This window comes from Pseudovibrio ascidiaceicola, assembly GCF_900114245.1.
GTDB classification, from domain to species: Bacteria; Pseudomonadota; Alphaproteobacteria; order Rhizobiales; family Stappiaceae; genus Pseudovibrio; species Pseudovibrio ascidiaceicola.
The window spans coordinates 507391-522241 of record NZ_FOSK01000002.1; the positions used below are offsets into that span (position 1 = coordinate 507391).

A 14851-nucleotide genomic window follows, 5' to 3' on the forward strand; every position below is an offset into this window, starting at 1 on the left:
ATAACCCCTCAAAAGCAACGCACTATTTGAGCCGTATGAGAGCCCCTTCGCGCCCTAAATGCCCTTCAAATCAGTTCTTTTCAGAAGCGCAGTTGTCGGCCCCTGCCAGCGAAAACTGACCTTCCGATGAAGATCGCTCAGCATTATGCCTGACCTGCAATCTAGTTGAAGCTGGGTGCTCTGCTTGTCGCTACTCATCTTCCAGTTTTTCGCAGGGGTGATTTTGCTCCTGATCTGGCGCCTTATCCGTCCCCCTTCTACTTTTCACCACCTTTGAACGCCTTTCATTGCCTTTGAGCGCTTATGAACGCCTATAAGCTCAAGACCTGCTCCGATTAGACTTCTCTGCAAGTGTGAGTGCGCCAAACCATAAGACTTAGATCTTGCAAGGGCTGACACACTACGCATTACTTGGATGTTATGTGAGGGGGAGTAGATTGTGCCAGGTCGTCAGCGCCTTACAGAAAAGATTGCTCGCAACGCGAAGCCCACGGTGCGCCAATACCAACTGTTTGACAGCGTGGTGCCCGGCTTTGCGCTGGTGATCTATAAGTCTGGTACCAAGGCGTTTAACGTGTCCTACCGCGTCAATGGTCGGCAGCGTCGCTACACCATCGGCCAATGGCCAGCCTGGAGTGTGGTCGCAGCACGAGAGCGAGCCAAAACCATCCGCCGGGAGATTGAGCTTGATTGCGACCCGCTGGGCAACCGGGAGGCAGAACGTGTTGTCCCGCGTGTGAGCGATCTTATTGAGCGTTATATCGATGAACATCTGCCCAAACTTGCCGTCCGCAATCAGGCAGACCAGATTTCCATGCTGACTAAGCTGGTACTGCCACAATGGAAGAACCTTCTGGTGCGCGAGATTTCACCTGCGGACGTCAACAAGCTGCTCAGCAACGTGGCCGCTGGGCGGCATCGTCCTGCAAAGAAACTCAAACGCCGAAGCAAACCAAAATCCACACCGATCCGCGCCAATCGTCTGGGCGAGATCTTGCGCAAAATGTTCAATCTGTCTGTGCAGTGGAAGATGCGTCCTGACAATCCGGCACAAGGATTCCACAAGAGGCTAGAGAATGCCCGCGAGCGGTTCTTGTCACTTGATGAGATCAACCGTCTGTCTGAAGCGTTAGAGAACAGCGAAGACAAACGCGGGGCTGATGTGATCCGCCTCTGCCTTCTCACAGGCTCACGTCTGGGCGAAGTAAGATTTGCCCGCTTTGAGCAGTTCAACCTCGAACTGCTTACTTGGTTCAAACCAGCAACCAATACCAAACAGAAGCGTATCCATCGCCTGCCTATATCACCTGAGGTCGCTGACCTGGTGAGGAGACGCCAGTCCGTTGTCTCTGAAGACTGCCCCTGGCTGTTTCCGGGAGATGGGACTGGCAAACCTGTTCATGAAATGCGCCGTTATTGGCAAGGCATTTTGAAACAGGCAGAGATCTGCGATGTTCTCATTCATGATCTTCGCCATACTTTTGCGTCTCTACTTGTCTCTGGTGGCGCTTCACTTGAAGTAATCGGCAGGCTCTTAGGCCATACTCAGATGAGTACAACCCAGCGCTATGCTCATCTGATGGAATCGCCTTTGCGTGAAAGCGTCAATGCAGTTGCAGGTTATGTGACCGCCAAGCCACGCCGAAGCACACAGCAAGTTGTGCCACCTCCTCCAACCTCACCTATCTTTTCTGCACCAACCTTGACTGCTAATTCTCCCGTGCCGTTTTCAGTGCCTGCCAAAGAGGCTGAATACGGCGACGGATGGTACTCATATCAGGCGCCTCTCCGGCTGGAGAGACCTCAATAAACCAGTCCTGCATCGCACTGGCGAGCTCATTCAGGGTATTTGGGACGCCTTCCGTAAAAAGATGCACACACAGCGGTGCCCACATCCCTTCCCAGTCATACTTCGGTTCACGTCCACCCCGATTGCCACTCCTGCCACTACACTGACCAAGAGCATGTTTTTCTTCAAAGCGATAAAGATCAGCCGCTGGAATCCAAAGCTCATCGGGCTGTACTGCCAGGCCTTGCCTTGGGCAGGTGACATAAAGCAATTCAGCATCTTTCTTGCGCAAAGGGATCACGCGGTGCACAAGGCAGGCGCGTGCAGGCACTCCCGCAGTTCCCAGCATTTTGAACAAGTCCGATCCGCACAGCTCCACCATCCCACACACTTTTTGCGCCCCGCACACAACCAGTGGCGTGCTGGTAACAAGGCGAAACCGCCGTGCTTCCGCCCAACCTGCAATGGTGGCAAGAGGAACGCCCCAACGCGCCTCGGCTTCAAAAACTGTGAAATACTCTTTTGATGGCAGCGTCATTGGTATCCCTCTCCTGTGGCATCCAGCTTCTATTGGGCCTCATCAAAGAACACATCACCGCATGTAGTTCGCATTCAGCCTGCCGTTTAGGTCAGGCTATTTCCAGAAAAACTTAAGACCTTTACCGGCTTACAACAGGCCAGTTTCTCAAATCAGCACGTCCAGCAGAGTTGATTTGACCAGAATATCAACTGTTTGAAATACTGAAGGTTTTTGCTGCAACTCGAATTCGAAAATTGACCATTGATATCTATGGGATATTCCAAATCTTCATGAACTCACAGGGGCAGTTGCGACCTTTGGTTTGAGGCCTCCGATGCATCGGGGGAGCAGCCTCAGGAAACGGTCCGATTGTCCTCAATAGGCGTTGCCTTAATGTTTGAACGCCTATGAACGCCTTTCACTGCCTTTGAACGCCTATACGCCCATTTGCTCTCCATGCTTAGCTTTTCCGCAAACCGTTTGAGCCCGAGCGGTCCTGCTTTGGAGGAGCACATGGAAGACAACGTCCATACCCCGGAACTTGAACCTGAACAGACACAACCCAAGGCCATTCTTGATGGTTGGATGACCCGCGCCGAGCTGGCCAAAGAGCTTGGTGTTTGTGTTGATACGCTGGGCCGCTGGCAGACCATGCGCATTGGCCCGCCGTGTGTGCGTACTGGCAGGCGGGTGTTTTATCGCCGCGCCTCTGTCATCGAGTGGCTCAAGCAAAAGGAAATCCGTGAGAACAGGATTTCGAACCTATGAGCGTTCAAGCAATCAGCTGGGCTTATGGGTGTTCTCAAGTTTCCGATCCGATCGAGAAGTTTGTGCTCATCACCATCGCCAACTTTGCAGATGAGTACGGCCTGTGCTGGCCCTCGCAAGCCACTCTGCTGGAGGCGTGCTGCTGCTCGGAGCGCAAGCTGCGCAACTGCCTGAATGACCTGGAAGCGCTGGGGCTGATCACCCGCTACCAACGCCGCCGTGCCAATGGCTCTCGCAGGTCCGATATTTTCGTCCTCACTGGCTTTGACGGGCGAAGACCTATTCCCAATCAAAATGACCATCCAGCCCTAGAAAACCTACCGGAGATCAAACCAAGAACAATCAACCGGCATGGAGTGCCGGAAGGCCCCACCAACAACCGGCACGTGGTGCCGCACCAACCGGCATGCGGTGCCGCTACCAACCGGCACGTGGTGCCCCCCTTGAACCGTCATTTAGAACCATCAAAAGAACCTTTTCCCCCTTACCCCCAAAACACGGCCTGTGAGCAACATCGGGCAAAACCTCAAGCGCAGGCAGGTCTTCAAGCCAAGGAGAAATTCCATGAGCAATCTGTTCGATCCCATGAACCCTCCAAACGCAAAAAATCCATTTCCCATGTTTGGCAGAGAGCCTGGGATGAGGCTCTTGCAGCAACTGATAGCATCCCGGCCAGAACGGAGGCAGGCACCAAGATCGGCTCAGGAATTTGAGGAACTGGAGCAGCTCTTGAGTACACTCACACAGGCCAACGCACCCGGCGGGTCAAAGCCAGTGAGCCTGGCAGTTGGGCAGCTTCTCAACCACTATCCGCAAAAGCGGCTCTCACCAGAGGCCATCACACAACTGATTGAGGATTGGATCCAGGATCTAGGCAGTTACCCAACCGATGTGATCTTTGCGGTTTGCCAAAGCTGGCGGCGCAGTTCCAAAACAATTGCTCCCACACCTGGCCAACTGATTGCCCTTACTGAGCCCATCATGGCAGCCCGGAACTTCCACATCCGCGTGCTGCACAGTGTTTTGGAAGCACAAGTCACCTCAAAAGCATCCACCTAGAGGATCATATGGTGCTCACCACCACACAGATCGTTGACCGGCTTGAACTTGCGGCCAGCACCTTGCGGAGACTTCCCAACCCACCAAGATCAACACCACGGCGGGACGGCAACACCTGGCCGCAGGTCATCCATGATGTTCATGAAGCCTATGGTTACAACAAGACCCAAATCCGGGCGGTGCCCAGCGCCAAAGACATTCAACTCATGGAGGAAGGCATTGATTGGCTACGATACGTTCCTGAACCTGATGATAGAAAAATACTCTGGATGCGGGCAGAGGGTTTCTGCTGGCGACCCATCTGCATTCAGGTCGGGCTCACCCGTTCTACCGCTCACCGGCGTGCTGTGGCGGCTGTTTTGACCATACAGCGCGCTATAAACAAGCGAAGGTGAAGTCACCGGCACTTCTACCCTCTACATTCATGACCGGCTAATGCCATGGGTTTGTGGAGGAATTCGGTTTCCTTGCATTGACACCTTGCGCCAATCATCGCATGGTCCTCTTGAGGCATCACAACCTCTTTCAAGTAGCGGTCACCGCTGCCGTTATTCGGCGGTCAATTTGTGTTTGGAGTTAGCTCTCCTTACGCAAACTCTCGCTTATGGGCGGGAGGGCGGTGAATATAATACCCCTTCGCGGGGGAATAAACCCGCCTGTCTACTTGCAGGTTGTGAACCTCCCGCTCACCAGTGGGTTGTCACAAACCTTCTGCTGAGTGGTTGTTCAACACCCAAAGTAGAGGGCTTGAAATGACAGAAACTGGTAAAGAGAAATGTGCCCATACGTCCCTTCGCAATGAAGTGGATCAGCTTCGATTATCGACCAACCACCTCAAAAATCTAGTTTATTCCATGAGCGTGGTGATGAGCGAACGCATGGAGCATACTCAGGAATATGAAGCGTTGCTGACGCTGTTTGATACTGTGCGCAATCACATAGAGAATGCGCAGATAAGTAGCGAGAAGATCTCAGAGCTGCTTGAACCTTGCGCACTGGAAGTCTCAAAAGACTAAAAACATGGAATGCCGAGAGGCTCTGCCTCTCATGGAATATTCTGGCTTGGGAGGCACAGTGCCTCTCAGGCCTTTTCGATTTTGACCAGAGTTTCCAATGATCATCCATAGACCGGGAAGGTGTTTCACTAGAGACCCGGAAGGGGTGCCCACGCCTCCTTTGCCTCAAACGAACCTTCTGGTGAAATCAATCTTGCCAAAAGGCAAACCCCGCACAAGGCGGGGTACAATCCATATCCTAAAATCTACCTGGCTCAAATCAGCCCGAGTTCTCGCAGTGTGTTTGCTGCATCAAGAAGCTGGTTGGTATTCACTTCCACCGTAAGCGTCATGCTGTCTGCATTGACCCGTGCCTTGACCGCGGCTTTGTCGTCGAGTGCGATGGCAATCAGATCACAGGCCTCATATGGTCGATTTGCGTTAAAACCCGCTTTGGCTAAGTCCTGTGCTGCAATCCTGATTGTGCTGGTTCTCATAGAACTTCCTCCACTTTAGCAGGCACCCTGCCCGCCTTCACGATCGCAACCCCGCACTGCTGGCGGGGTCAGGCTTCTTGTGAGGTGATAGGCTTAGCTTTCCAATTCAGCGGCCAGTTTGTCTCTAGCGGCGCTCAGCATGTCCAGGTAGGCACCCCCGCGGTGTAATATGATCTTGCCGGCCCACAGCTCCTCGGCAAGCTCATCACCAAAGATCTCGCGGACTTCCTCATTGGTGTAGCGTAGGATATCGGAACCCCATTGGGGGTGTTCTGTGTAGATATACGTGACGTGCATGGCGCTTGCTCCTCTTGACGCTTGTGCTCTCTACACATGTCTAGCCCGCTCCTATCTGGGTACCGCGGAATGCCATACCCATCCGCACAATCAAGGGCCTTGAGCTGTCATACCGTTGGTTTTGCGGATGTGTCGGCGCCTGCGAAGTGTGGCTGGTGCGCGCTTTAAAACAAGAGGTGCCTTACGTGCTCGTGCCGCCTGTTGCAGGCTAGTGTCGTCTCGCACCCGCGTTCGGCTGGGTTCAGCTGCCTTGCGCCGCACTCCCCAACAAATAACCCTGTACTTCTGGCGCGACAGAATCGGGCTCTCTCGGGCAATTTATCGCTATGCTCGGCGAAGCTGCGCCCCCTCCTCCGCCTGCTGTCAAGCCGCGCAATATCCTCCTCGCAATCCCATACCAGGCTTCCCCGACCCCGGCTTTTGGGTCCTTCCGAGCCGCAATCGTATGCGGTGGGGCTTTGCGCACCAGATCGCCAGTCACAGACCAAAATTTTGGGTTCGCACTTTGGGTTCGCGGTTCGCACCTAGCGGAAACGAATGAGAGGGCTACACTGCGACATATCCAACTCAAGATTTTAGAAGATCAAATGAATTTGAGATAGCACTCAGATCATAGAGTTCGCCTTCTGGGTGCGAACCTTGAGTTTTGGGTTCGCACCTTAGGTTCGCACCCGCGCTAAGCATTCATTACTTTATGGCATACGCATAAAGCTCAACCTGAAGCTCGTTTAGTTGCCTGCTCAGACGAGTTGATCTTGATCCTAGCCATACCCAGTATCGCACCACCGCACCGAATACATGAGGCTCAGAGTGAGCTAAACCTCGAAAGCATGTCCACAACTGAGCGTTTGTTTCACAATGCCAGTCAGCATCCTCGAAAGAGGAAATTATCAAAGATGCAAGTGCTTGCTTGATCTCAAAGTCCAATTCTTGCTCATGATAAAACGTAACAAACTCGTCAATGCGCTCTGCGTTAGATAATTCGAGTTCCCAGTCTTGCTCAGTTCCCGAAGCATTCAAGCAAAGTGCCACGTTTAGAAACTGAGCTGCCCTTGATGAGGGATATCGATAAACCTTACGTGAAACTTGTTTTTCAAACACGATAGCCCCTCATCTCAATTTCTAAGCACATAACAAAAAACAATATGCTGCAATTAGCTCCCTTTGCCTTTAGTAGGAGAACAACTTGCAAGTCGAGATGATGCCAATAGCGGCACTGGTACCTTATGTGCACAATGCAAGAACACATCCCGATTGGCAGATTACTCAGATTGCAAGTTCTATTGCTGAGTTTGGTTTTACAAACCCAATCTTAGTTGGAGCTGACAACAATATCATCGCTGGTCATGGACGCCTGCTGGCCGCACAACTACTGAAGCTTGCAGCAGTCCCAGTTATCCGACTCACACATCTGTCTGGAGTGCAGCGTCGCGCCCTCGTCATTGCCGATAATCGGATCGCGGAAAATGCCGGTTGGGACGAGGCCTTGCTCCGCGAAGAACTGGCTGCGCTCAGTGATGACAGCTTCGATCTCGATGTCCTGGGGTTTTCCGATGAGGAGCTTGGCGAGCTTTTAGGGTTTGGAGGGGATGACGCCCCGCCACCTCCACTGGGTGACGAGGACCATGTTTCCTCACCAGAGCCAGTTCGTGCCTCAGCCCCTGGTACCATCTGGTTGTTGGGTGAACACCGGATCATGTGCGGCGACAGCACGTCTTCGGATCAGCTGAGCTCGTTATGCGATGATGCATTGGTCGATGCGGTTTGGACCGATCCGCCCTACAACGTGAACTACGAGAGTGTGGCAGGAAAGATCAAGAACGACAACCTCAGCAAAGAGGCGTTCCGCAAGTTCCTGCTGGATGCGTTCTCCTGCACTGCCTCGGTCATGCGTGTTGGAGCGCCTATCTATGTGGCGCATTCAGAGACTGAAGGCGTGAGTTTCCGGCGTGCTTTTGTAGAGGCTGGTTTCAAACTGTCCAGCTGCCTCATCTGGGTCAAACCGGCTTTGGTGATTGGGCACGCCGATTACCAGTAGCGCCACGAACCTATCCTCTACGGCTGGAAACTTGGAGCCTCTCACAGCTGGTATGGCGGGCGCACTAATACGACTGTGTTCGAGGACGATGGCAAATCATTGCGGGTAATGCCAGATGGTAGTCTGCAGATCGACTTGGGTGATCAGGTGGTCATCGTTGAAGGGGAGAACATGACTATGCGATCGCTCAACAGCACCGTTATTCACCATGATAAACCGATAAGAAGCGCTGAGCACCCAACCATGAAGCCGGTTTCCCTCGTCCAGCAGATGTTGGAGAACTCAGCTAACCATGGCGATCTAGTGTTGGATCCGTTTGGCGGTTCAGGATCCACACTGATTGCCTGCGAAAAGTTAGGGCTCAAGGCACACCTCATGGAGCTTGATCCCAAATACTGCGATGTGATTGTGGCCCGCTGGCAAGAGTACACCGGTAGACAAGCTACTCTTGCAGGTGATGGCCGCAGCTTCGACGATATCCGCACTCTTGTAAGTGCCTGAACCTCATCCACCAACATGAACAGCAAATGCATGGACTGGAGCTATGGGATTATCTCGGCGGGCATATGCGGAGCATCGCAAAGCTTTCGGGTTGCCCGGCACCACTGATATGGCCGTGCGCAAGGCAATCCAGGCCGGAAGGATCACGCTAGAGGCAGACGGGAGCATTGATCCAGCCAGAGCGGATGCGCAGTGGGCTGCATCCACAGACAGCGCAAAACGCAGACAGCCAAAGCGTTCAGGGACACGTCCGTCCGAACCTAAGGCAGCTCCTGCCATTTCCGAAGGTTCGGATCCCATCGGCGCCTCCCAGGGCATTACCTATGCCAAGGCACGTGCCGCTAACGAGGCCCTAAAGGCACAGCGCTCCAAGTTGCTCCTGCAGCAACTGAAGGGCGAGCTCATCGATCGCCAGGCTGCGGTGAACCATGTGTTTGATCTGGTACGTAAAGAGCGAGACTCCCGGCTGCAGCTTCCAGCCCGTGTTGCCGCCAATATGGCAGCGGAGCTTGGCGTCGATGCTCATAAGATGGAACAGTTACTTCATGAGGTCATTCGTGACCACTTAGCCCGGCTTTCTGAAGTCAAGATAGAGCTCGGTGGGTGAGTATCAGGGCACAAGTGACATTCAAACCGCCTGGCTTTCGGGACTGGCCCCGGATCCAGCTCTCACAGTTACGCAGTGGGCTGATGCCAAACGCTACCTGTCCTCAAAGGGCGCAGCAGAGCCCGGCAAATATGCAAGTTCGCGCACCCCGTTTATGCGCACCATTATGGATGCGCTTTCGCCCAGTCACTGGGCTCAGAAAATCATCTTTGCCAAATCTGCTCAGGTTGGCGCGACGGAAGCCGGCATCAACTGGATCGGGCACACCATGGAGGTGGCGCCCGCTCCGTTTTTAGCCGTGCAAGCTAATGAGACCACTGCCAAGAGAAGAGGTCTGAGAAATCTGGACAGGTAGTGTAAGTGGATGTTGCTCCTTAAACTAACATTATGTCATGAACAGGAGAAGTAGATAGAGGTGAACTTGGCCGAGCTATCAAGACAACCTTCTTGTGCCATTACTTACGCTCAGAAAATTATCGCCGCGAAATCAACGAAGGGCTCAATGTGGTTGAGAACTGGAATAGTGCCAATGGCTTTGTGTTTTCGGTAAGGGGAGAGAGATTGCCAGCAACCGAGTTGAGGATCAGGAGATCTCAGCTCTGTCCTTACATCTGCTGCAGGCCTCATTGGTTTACGTCAATACCTGTATGGTGCAGTCAGTGCTCTCTGACCCTGTTTGGGCAGGTCATCTAGCTGCTGAAGACTACCGAGGTCTGACACCGCTGATTTACAGTCATATCAATCCCTATGGCCGGTTCGAGGTTGATATGGAACAGCGAATAGACTTTGACAGTCGATTGGCAGCGTAGTTCGGCGTATTTTGGGTATACCCATAATAGGATTATTGGTGACCACTCATAGCACTCAATTCCGTATTCATTTTGGGTATGATCTGCGTTAGTGAGTAAAGAAGGCTCATCACACACCCAAAATGAACAGATCTATGTCCCGCATCGGATATGCGCGCACCTCTACTACGGACCAGAACCTAGAAACCCAGGTTCATGCATTGGAAGCGGCCGGCTGTCATCTGATCCGTACAGAACAGAAGAGCGGCGGAAATCTCAAAGACCGTGTTGAGTTACAGACAATTTTGGACTTCATCCACCCTGATGAAACTTTGGTGGTCACTCGCATTGATCGGCTCGCCAGATCCATGCACGACCTGCAGATTATCGCACGGCGATTGCAAGACAAGGGCGCTCATCTTTATGCAACCGAACAGCCTGTCGATACCTCAACGGCAGCAGGCAAAGCCTTCTTCGATATGCTTGGTGTCTTTGCTGAATTTGAAACCAATCTGCGGCGGGAGCGACAAGCGGAAGGCATTGCGGCGGCAAAGAAAAGAGGTGTTTATAAAGGCCGGCCACCGCGGATCGATAAGAATGAGATTGAAATGCGGCTTGCTGCTGGCCAGAGCTCAACGGTCATTGCCCGTGAACTTGGTATCTCAAGAGGGACAGTATACAAGGTGAAGAACCAAGGATAATCACTCTTTGCACCTATTTTCTTTATGGAAAATGTTCGAAGATTCTAACTGTTGATATCTCAATCTGATGTTTACTTACCCAAGCTTACTTGTTCTCCACTGGCAACCATGAGCCAGAAAAATAACCGGGATCAGGGCAAGCTATTTTCCAAAGCTGATCTGTTGACTTACATTTAAAGTACCGAACTCTCCATTGGTCGCGAGCTTCATCTTTATCAAATATTTCTTCACAGTTACCTTGATGCACCTGATTTTTGATCCACTTTACAAATCTTTTGTGCTCTCCTAGTGAAATAAACGAATGAATTTCATCCCAATGGCATTCTAACTTCATCTTATCCAACTCGGGTTCAAAGGGTTTAACTTCATACCCGCTTCGATTACCGCCATTGACGTTGCCACAGTTGAGGGTGATGCTCATGTCCGTAGAGACGCTGCGGCTCTTGTTTTTGTTAGACAAGGTATCCGAACATTTTCAAATGTTTATTTCGCGGCCCCAATATACCGAATAACCTTATTCTTTTTTTCGAGAGAATATCCACCTGACTACTTCTGACTGTCTCTCATATTTTTCAGGCATATTTGATATTATCTCGCCAATCACCTTCTTATTGCTTTGAGGAGCTAAGAAATTGGAAGCAGAGTCTATTTGTACCCCCATTTCTTCAATAATATCTTCAGCATCTTCTTGAAATTCATGTTCGTTCAAAACGTAGAATCTTAATACCCAAGGACCAGACGGGATGTAATGCAACTGGACATGAAGTAGATTAGTACTGATATTTCCGAGCATTGCTTGACACACACAATGTGTGAGCCAAGCCCAATCACTTAAAGACGGTTTCATTAATTTATTGCTCTCCAATCCGGATTATTGGAACTACACTTGGCTTCTTAGTCCCTTTTATCAGAAAGACATTTGATGGTTGATCCAGATGTCCAGAACCAGGATTGTTGTCGAATCCGGTTACGCCTTCATATCCTTCAAGCCATCTGGGAGAGCAATCTGCCCAATGGGGAGATCCATGCAGAAACTCAGCATGATGGTCAAAGTCCAAACCTAAATATCTCACCATTATCTGTGTGTATTTCAACAGTTAATATATTGATTGCATGATATCGAGAAGTCATTGAACACAGACTTCAGCGGCCTAATCACTTGCTCTAGATAAAAACTAAAATCCGATACCTCTGTATCTTGCAGAGTACGACCATCAGCAGGAATATCGAAAAGGATATTTCTTTTACCATTTGTTCGTACTGTGATGATTTCAGCGTTCTTGTCGGTTTCTTGATAAAGTGAAAAGCCTAAATTCTCGCTATTAAATAATCTCGTCTCAAAATTTTCGTCAAGATCGTCTTTATTTACAAATTCAACTGACCACTCAAACTCATCTGCATCCACTGGAATAATTAGCGCCTTTCCAAGAACAGAGGTAACTCTGCCTTCTTCCTCAAATTGGTCAATCATCTTTCTTAAACAATGAGCCTCGATATCTCGTCTCAGTGAAACGATGACAACCCCTCGGTCACTACTCATCTATTACTCCTTTAGTATTCAAATACACTTATGCCTTTTTTCAATAGCCAGGATTTCAATTTTTGAGGTACTGGAGTATTTGAATGTAACTCATAGGCCTTCATATGATAGTCGGCTACCTGCTTTCCTCTTGCCATATCTGATTTAAACTTGTTCATGGCTGCGTCATCAGATGCAATATAATTCCAATACTCCCCAGATTTTGCTTCTACCCAAACTTCACGGCCAAAATCGTCAGTATATGAAGCATCGATATCTCTTGAGGAATAAGGTGTCTTTTTTACACCGACTTCGCGTCCATTATTGAGTGTTCGCTGTAGGAACTCTTCAAACGCCTTGCCAACGAGGTCCTTGGCCCCATTGTTATCCTCAGGATCAGGTTGATTTGGAGGGGTCGACGGAGAAGTATCGTCAACCTCACTAACATCATTATCATTTTGCTCGTCGCCATTTTCAGATGTGAGCACAATTCTTCCATCAGACAGGACTACAGCTAACCCCAAAGCGATTAAGGTAACCGGGCTTTTTTCGATTAGCCATTTGCTCAGCATGTCTGCGTAACCCTCGGCAACCTTAGGTGGGATACGCGTAACTGGCATACCTGCAACACCGCCAATAGCACAGGCTCTCATAACGGCTTGCGCATGCGCAGACGAAATAAACAGATCCCATACATTCCAACTCGATTGTGTCGGAGCCGATCCGCAAAGAAGAATTTGCTTTTGGATTTCAGGATTGTCTAGATAAGGGGCGATCTCTTTTGCTGCTTGTTGTTCTTCTGGAGTAAAAATTTCTTCTCTTGAGAGTGCTTCGATCTGTTTGTGCGCAAACTCAGATAGTTTCTCTCCTGCTTCGATTGCTGCTTTCACTGCCGTATCAGAGACATAAACGCCGACATATTCTTCTTCGTCCTTTGTGATCTCCTGGGCGAGGTCGACATCTCGGTTCAGCTCAGCAACATTCTCCGTCTCACCGCTGTCTTCCAGCTCTTGTTGTTTGTCTTCATCACGGATGATGATCTCGCCTTCGCCGATGGTGGCGCGAGTGATCTGGCGTTTGTCGCGGTTGGCGTAGCTGCCCTCAAACTGGCCGCCGTAGGATGGGTCTGTTTTACTTTCCTGGTTGCCGGTCTTGTTTGAGGAATCCTCTGCTGGTTGATCGTCAGATTTGGTATCAGGGTTCTTGTCTGGCTCCTTTGAGCCCGGCACGGCAAAGTTGACGCCAACGGAGCCGCCAATGTTGGACTGCTTGTCGTGATCATCAATATCGCTGAAGGTGAGTGTGCCGGTGGAAAGGGTCAGCTCGTCCGTATCGGACGCAATCAGCCCGCCTGTGAGATCGGTATTGCCAGCCACATCAATCTCAAGGGTTTCCTCCGTGACAATACCGGTTTGCTCGGTGACCCAGGCCCTGGAACCTTTGCCTTTGCTGCCATTGACGCTAAGATTGCCGGAGACATTGCCTGACATGAAGTCGTAGGAAATCCCACCGGAAGCACCTGCTGAGGAGGATGAGTTGCTGCCGGTATCCTGAATGCTCTCGATATTCAGATCACCGCCAACATCCAGATCAGCTGTCTTAGCTGTGACTTGCGCGCCTTTGAGCGTGGTGTCCGAACCGGACGTCAGGTCCAGATTGCCTGCCACATTCAGTTTACTGTTGGTTTTATAGCTCTGCTCACTTTCGTGTTTGCCATTTTGAATGCTGGCATTGACCCCAGCACTGACAGATATGGCACCTGTCCGGCTGACCCCTGCTGTGACCGAGATACCTGCGGATTTAGACGAATTCTTCCCGGAGCTTGCCATGGTGTTGTCAGCAGCCTCAAGTACGATCTCGCCGCCCGCATCAAGGGTGGCATCCCCGCCAACATCAATTTGAGCGCCTTTACTGGTGATATCCTCGCCAGCTTCCAGCGTCAGATCATTGCCAGCATTGAGCACAGAGACTTTCGCAGCTGAGCTTTCCTCGTGCGATCTGCTCTTTTCACTAGAAACAGTAAGGCTGTTGGTGATCCCAGCAACCGTCCCGCCATTTTGTGCTATATCGACGAGAGTGTTTGCGGCTTCGGCTGCTTTCACGGCAGCGGAGACGGCAGTGATCGCCTGATATCCAACATTGCCCTTGCCAGCTGTTGCAGCCTTTGGCGTCTCCACCAGTGTTTCCACTGCACCGGAAACGTTTTCGAACACACTGACACTCAGAGCAACAGTATCAACCTGGTGGCTCTCGGAGTGCTCATAATTGTCATTGACGGCCTCAAGGTTGATATCGCGGCCTGCGGTGATGCTCAGGTCATTGTCAGCATTAAGGACAGCAGCGGTGGAATTCACATCCTCACCAGCCTTGATGGTGATGTTCTCGCCGGAAACAGAGGACACAACGTGAGTGGTCACATCTGTGTTGAACTTGTGCTTTTCTGATTTGTAGCCAACCGTTGCGGTTCCTCCGCCAACTTCTGCAAAGAAGCCATGGCTTTTCTTCAGCACATCTTCCTGGAACGTGTTTTCTGCGGTGTTCAGATTAACATCTTTGGCTGCTTCCAGAGTGACATCTGCTTCACTGGAAATCGCAGAGGCGGTGATATCAACGGAGCCCGTGTTTGATTTTATGTCCAGATCACCGATAGTTGCGACCACCGTTCCCACCTGTTCGGTGCTGGACGTCTCCCGGCGACGGGTTTTGCCGGATAGAAAACCCTTATGTTTTGAGTTGCTGAAACTATACGTGCTTTCTTCCAGCGCAGAGATG

19 protein-coding genes and 1 pseudogene are annotated in these 14851 nt (G+C 51.0%); 12 read left to right on the plus strand and 8 right to left on the minus strand.

Annotation, left to right across the window (positions count from 1 at the left end; genetic code table 11):
- Window positions 1-439 precede the first annotated feature (439 nt).
- Window positions 440-1810, plus strand: coding sequence for a tyrosine-type recombinase/integrase (locus BM231_RS06550; protein ID WP_093517791.1), 1371 nt, complete (start codon window positions 440-442; stop codon window positions 1808-1810).
- Here the strand turns inward: BM231_RS06550 and BM231_RS26845 are convergent.
- Window positions 1710-2327: a hypothetical protein gene (locus tag BM231_RS26845; protein ID WP_139226339.1), complete on the minus strand. Its 618-nt coding sequence runs from the start codon at window positions 2325-2327 to the stop codon at window positions 1710-1712. The two genes, BM231_RS06550 and BM231_RS26845, sit on opposite strands and share 101 nt — an antisense overlap.
- Window positions 2328-2822: 495 nt before the next feature.
- On the opposite strand from BM231_RS26845, the gene BM231_RS06560 reads away from it, so the two are divergent.
- The 5 genes from BM231_RS06560 to BM231_RS06580 all read left to right on the plus strand — a co-directional run bounded on the left by BM231_RS06560 (window position 2823) and on the right by BM231_RS06580 (window position 5152).
- The gene (locus BM231_RS06560) at window positions 2823-3077 is read left to right on the plus strand and encodes a helix-turn-helix transcriptional regulator (RefSeq protein ID WP_093517795.1); all 255 of its coding nucleotides are present in this window, start codon (window positions 2823-2825) and stop codon (window positions 3075-3077) included.
- Window positions 3074-3790 carry a helix-turn-helix domain-containing protein gene (locus BM231_RS06565; RefSeq protein ID WP_093517797.1) on the plus strand — a complete coding sequence of 239 codons (717 nt, stop codon included), beginning with the start codon at window positions 3074-3076 and terminating at the stop codon, window positions 3788-3790. The genes BM231_RS06560 and BM231_RS06565 overlap by 4 nt, the downstream gene beginning before the upstream one ends.
- Window positions 3791-3806: 16 nt before the next feature.
- Window positions 3807-4136: a hypothetical protein gene (locus BM231_RS06570; RefSeq protein ID WP_093517799.1), complete on the plus strand. Its 330-nt coding sequence runs from the start codon at window positions 3807-3809 to the stop codon at window positions 4134-4136.
- 8 nt (window positions 4137-4144) lie between these two features.
- Window positions 4145-4531: a DUF6362 family protein gene (locus BM231_RS06575; protein ID WP_093517801.1), complete on the plus strand. Its 387-nt coding sequence runs from the start codon at window positions 4145-4147 to the stop codon at window positions 4529-4531.
- A gap of 357 nt (window positions 4532-4888) precedes the next feature.
- Window positions 4889-5152, plus strand: a complete 264-nt coding sequence (locus tag BM231_RS06580) for a hypothetical protein (RefSeq protein WP_093517803.1) — start codon at window positions 4889-4891, stop codon at window positions 5150-5152.
- A gap of 254 nt (window positions 5153-5406) precedes the next feature.
- Here the strand turns inward: BM231_RS06580 and BM231_RS06585 are convergent, their stop codons facing one another.
- The 3 genes from BM231_RS06585 to BM231_RS06595 all read right to left on the minus strand — a co-directional run bounded on the left by BM231_RS06585 (window position 5407) and on the right by BM231_RS06595 (window position 7026).
- On the minus strand, window positions 5407-5628 hold the full coding sequence (locus BM231_RS06585; protein WP_093517805.1) for a hypothetical protein: 222 nt from the start codon (window positions 5626-5628) through the stop codon (window positions 5407-5409).
- A 93-nt stretch (window positions 5629-5721) separates the two neighbouring features.
- Complete coding sequence (locus tag BM231_RS06590; protein WP_063297189.1) at window positions 5722-5925, minus strand: hypothetical protein; 204 nt, start codon at window positions 5923-5925, stop codon at window positions 5722-5724.
- Window positions 5926-6612: 687 nt separating this feature from the next.
- On the minus strand, window positions 6613-7026 hold the full coding sequence (locus BM231_RS06595) for a hypothetical protein (RefSeq protein WP_093517807.1): 414 nt from the start codon (window positions 7024-7026) through the stop codon (window positions 6613-6615).
- 85 nt (window positions 7027-7111) lie between these two features.
- Here BM231_RS06595 and BM231_RS06600 point away from each other — a divergent pair, with 85 nt between their 5' ends.
- From BM231_RS06600 to BM231_RS06625, 6 genes and pseudogenes are all read left to right on the plus strand, one after another.
- Window positions 7112-7963, plus strand: coding sequence for a ParB N-terminal domain-containing protein (locus tag BM231_RS06600; RefSeq protein WP_139226340.1), 852 nt, complete (start codon window positions 7112-7114; stop codon window positions 7961-7963).
- Window positions 7964-8071: 108 nt separating this feature from the next.
- Window positions 8072-8464, plus strand: a complete 393-nt coding sequence (locus BM231_RS06605) for a DNA methyltransferase (RefSeq protein ID WP_093517811.1) — start codon at window positions 8072-8074, stop codon at window positions 8462-8464.
- A gap of 43 nt (window positions 8465-8507) precedes the next feature.
- The gene (locus tag BM231_RS06610) at window positions 8508-9071 is read left to right on the plus strand and encodes a hypothetical protein (protein WP_093517813.1); all 564 of its coding nucleotides are present in this window, start codon (window positions 8508-8510) and stop codon (window positions 9069-9071) included.
- The gene (locus BM231_RS06615; protein ID WP_093517815.1) at window positions 9064-9426 is read left to right on the plus strand and encodes a phage terminase large subunit family protein; all 363 of its coding nucleotides are present in this window, start codon (window positions 9064-9066) and stop codon (window positions 9424-9426) included. Before BM231_RS06610 ends, BM231_RS06615 begins: the two co-directional genes overlap by 8 nt.
- Window positions 9427-9488: 62 nt before the next feature.
- A pseudogene (locus BM231_RS06620) lies at window positions 9489-9880 on the plus strand (Tn3 family transposase); the annotation flags it as partial.
- Between the two features lie 134 nt (window positions 9881-10014).
- Window positions 10015-10560 (plus strand): recombinase family protein, encoded by a 546-nt coding sequence (locus BM231_RS06625; RefSeq protein WP_093517817.1) that lies wholly within the window; start codon window positions 10015-10017, stop codon window positions 10558-10560.
- 85 nt (window positions 10561-10645) lie between these two features.
- On the opposite strand, the gene BM231_RS06630 is transcribed toward BM231_RS06625, so the two are convergent.
- The 4 genes from BM231_RS06630 to BM231_RS06645 all read right to left on the minus strand — a co-directional run.
- The gene (locus tag BM231_RS06630; RefSeq protein ID WP_093517819.1) at window positions 10646-10981 is read right to left on the minus strand and encodes a hypothetical protein; all 336 of its coding nucleotides are present in this window, start codon (window positions 10979-10981) and stop codon (window positions 10646-10648) included.
- A gap of 93 nt (window positions 10982-11074) precedes the next feature.
- Window positions 11075-11407, minus strand: a complete 333-nt coding sequence (locus BM231_RS06635; protein WP_093517821.1) for a MafI2 family immunity protein — start codon at window positions 11405-11407, stop codon at window positions 11075-11077.
- A gap of 243 nt (window positions 11408-11650) precedes the next feature.
- Window positions 11651-12100, minus strand: a complete 450-nt coding sequence (locus BM231_RS06640) for a hypothetical protein (protein WP_093517823.1) — start codon at window positions 12098-12100, stop codon at window positions 11651-11653.
- Between the two features lie 11 nt (window positions 12101-12111).
- On the minus strand, window positions 12112-14851 hold a 2740-nt coding region (locus BM231_RS06645), incomplete at its 5' end, for a hemagglutinin repeat-containing protein (RefSeq protein ID WP_208860130.1).

Bases quoted from the DNA above. Each gene is read 5' to 3' on its own strand.
- BM231_RS26845 (WP_139226339.1), bottom strand. From the start codon at position 2,327: ATGACGCTGCCATCAAAAGAGTATTTCACAGTTTTTGAAGCCGAGGCG.
- BM231_RS06560 (WP_093517795.1), top strand. From the start codon at position 2,823: ATGGAAGACAACGTCCATACCCCGGAACTTGAACCTGAACAGACACAA.
- BM231_RS06565 (WP_093517797.1), top strand. From the start codon at position 3,074: ATGAGCGTTCAAGCAATCAGCTGGGCTTATGGGTGTTCTCAAGTTTCC.
- BM231_RS06575 (WP_093517801.1), top strand. From the start codon at position 4,145: ATGGTGCTCACCACCACACAGATCGTTGACCGGCTTGAACTTGCGGCC.
- BM231_RS06580 (WP_093517803.1), top strand. From the start codon at position 4,889: ATGACAGAAACTGGTAAAGAGAAATGTGCCCATACGTCCCTTCGCAAT.
- BM231_RS06585 (WP_093517805.1), bottom strand. From the start codon at position 5,628: ATGAGAACCAGCACAATCAGGATTGCAGCACAGGACTTAGCCAAAGCG.
- BM231_RS06590 (WP_063297189.1), bottom strand. From the start codon at position 5,925: ATGCACGTCACGTATATCTACACAGAACACCCCCAATGGGGTTCCGAT.
- BM231_RS06605 (WP_093517811.1), top strand. From the start codon at position 8,072: ATGCCAGATGGTAGTCTGCAGATCGACTTGGGTGATCAGGTGGTCATC.
- BM231_RS06610 (WP_093517813.1), top strand. From the start codon at position 8,508: ATGGGATTATCTCGGCGGGCATATGCGGAGCATCGCAAAGCTTTCGGG.
- BM231_RS06625 (WP_093517817.1), top strand. From the start codon at position 10,015: ATGTCCCGCATCGGATATGCGCGCACCTCTACTACGGACCAGAACCTA.
- BM231_RS06630 (WP_093517819.1), bottom strand. From the start codon at position 10,981: ATGAGCATCACCCTCAACTGTGGCAACGTCAATGGCGGTAATCGAAGC.
- BM231_RS06635 (WP_093517821.1), bottom strand. From the start codon at position 11,407: ATGAAACCGTCTTTAAGTGATTGGGCTTGGCTCACACATTGTGTGTGT.
- BM231_RS06640 (WP_093517823.1), bottom strand. From the start codon at position 12,100: ATGAGTAGTGACCGAGGGGTTGTCATCGTTTCACTGAGACGAGATATC.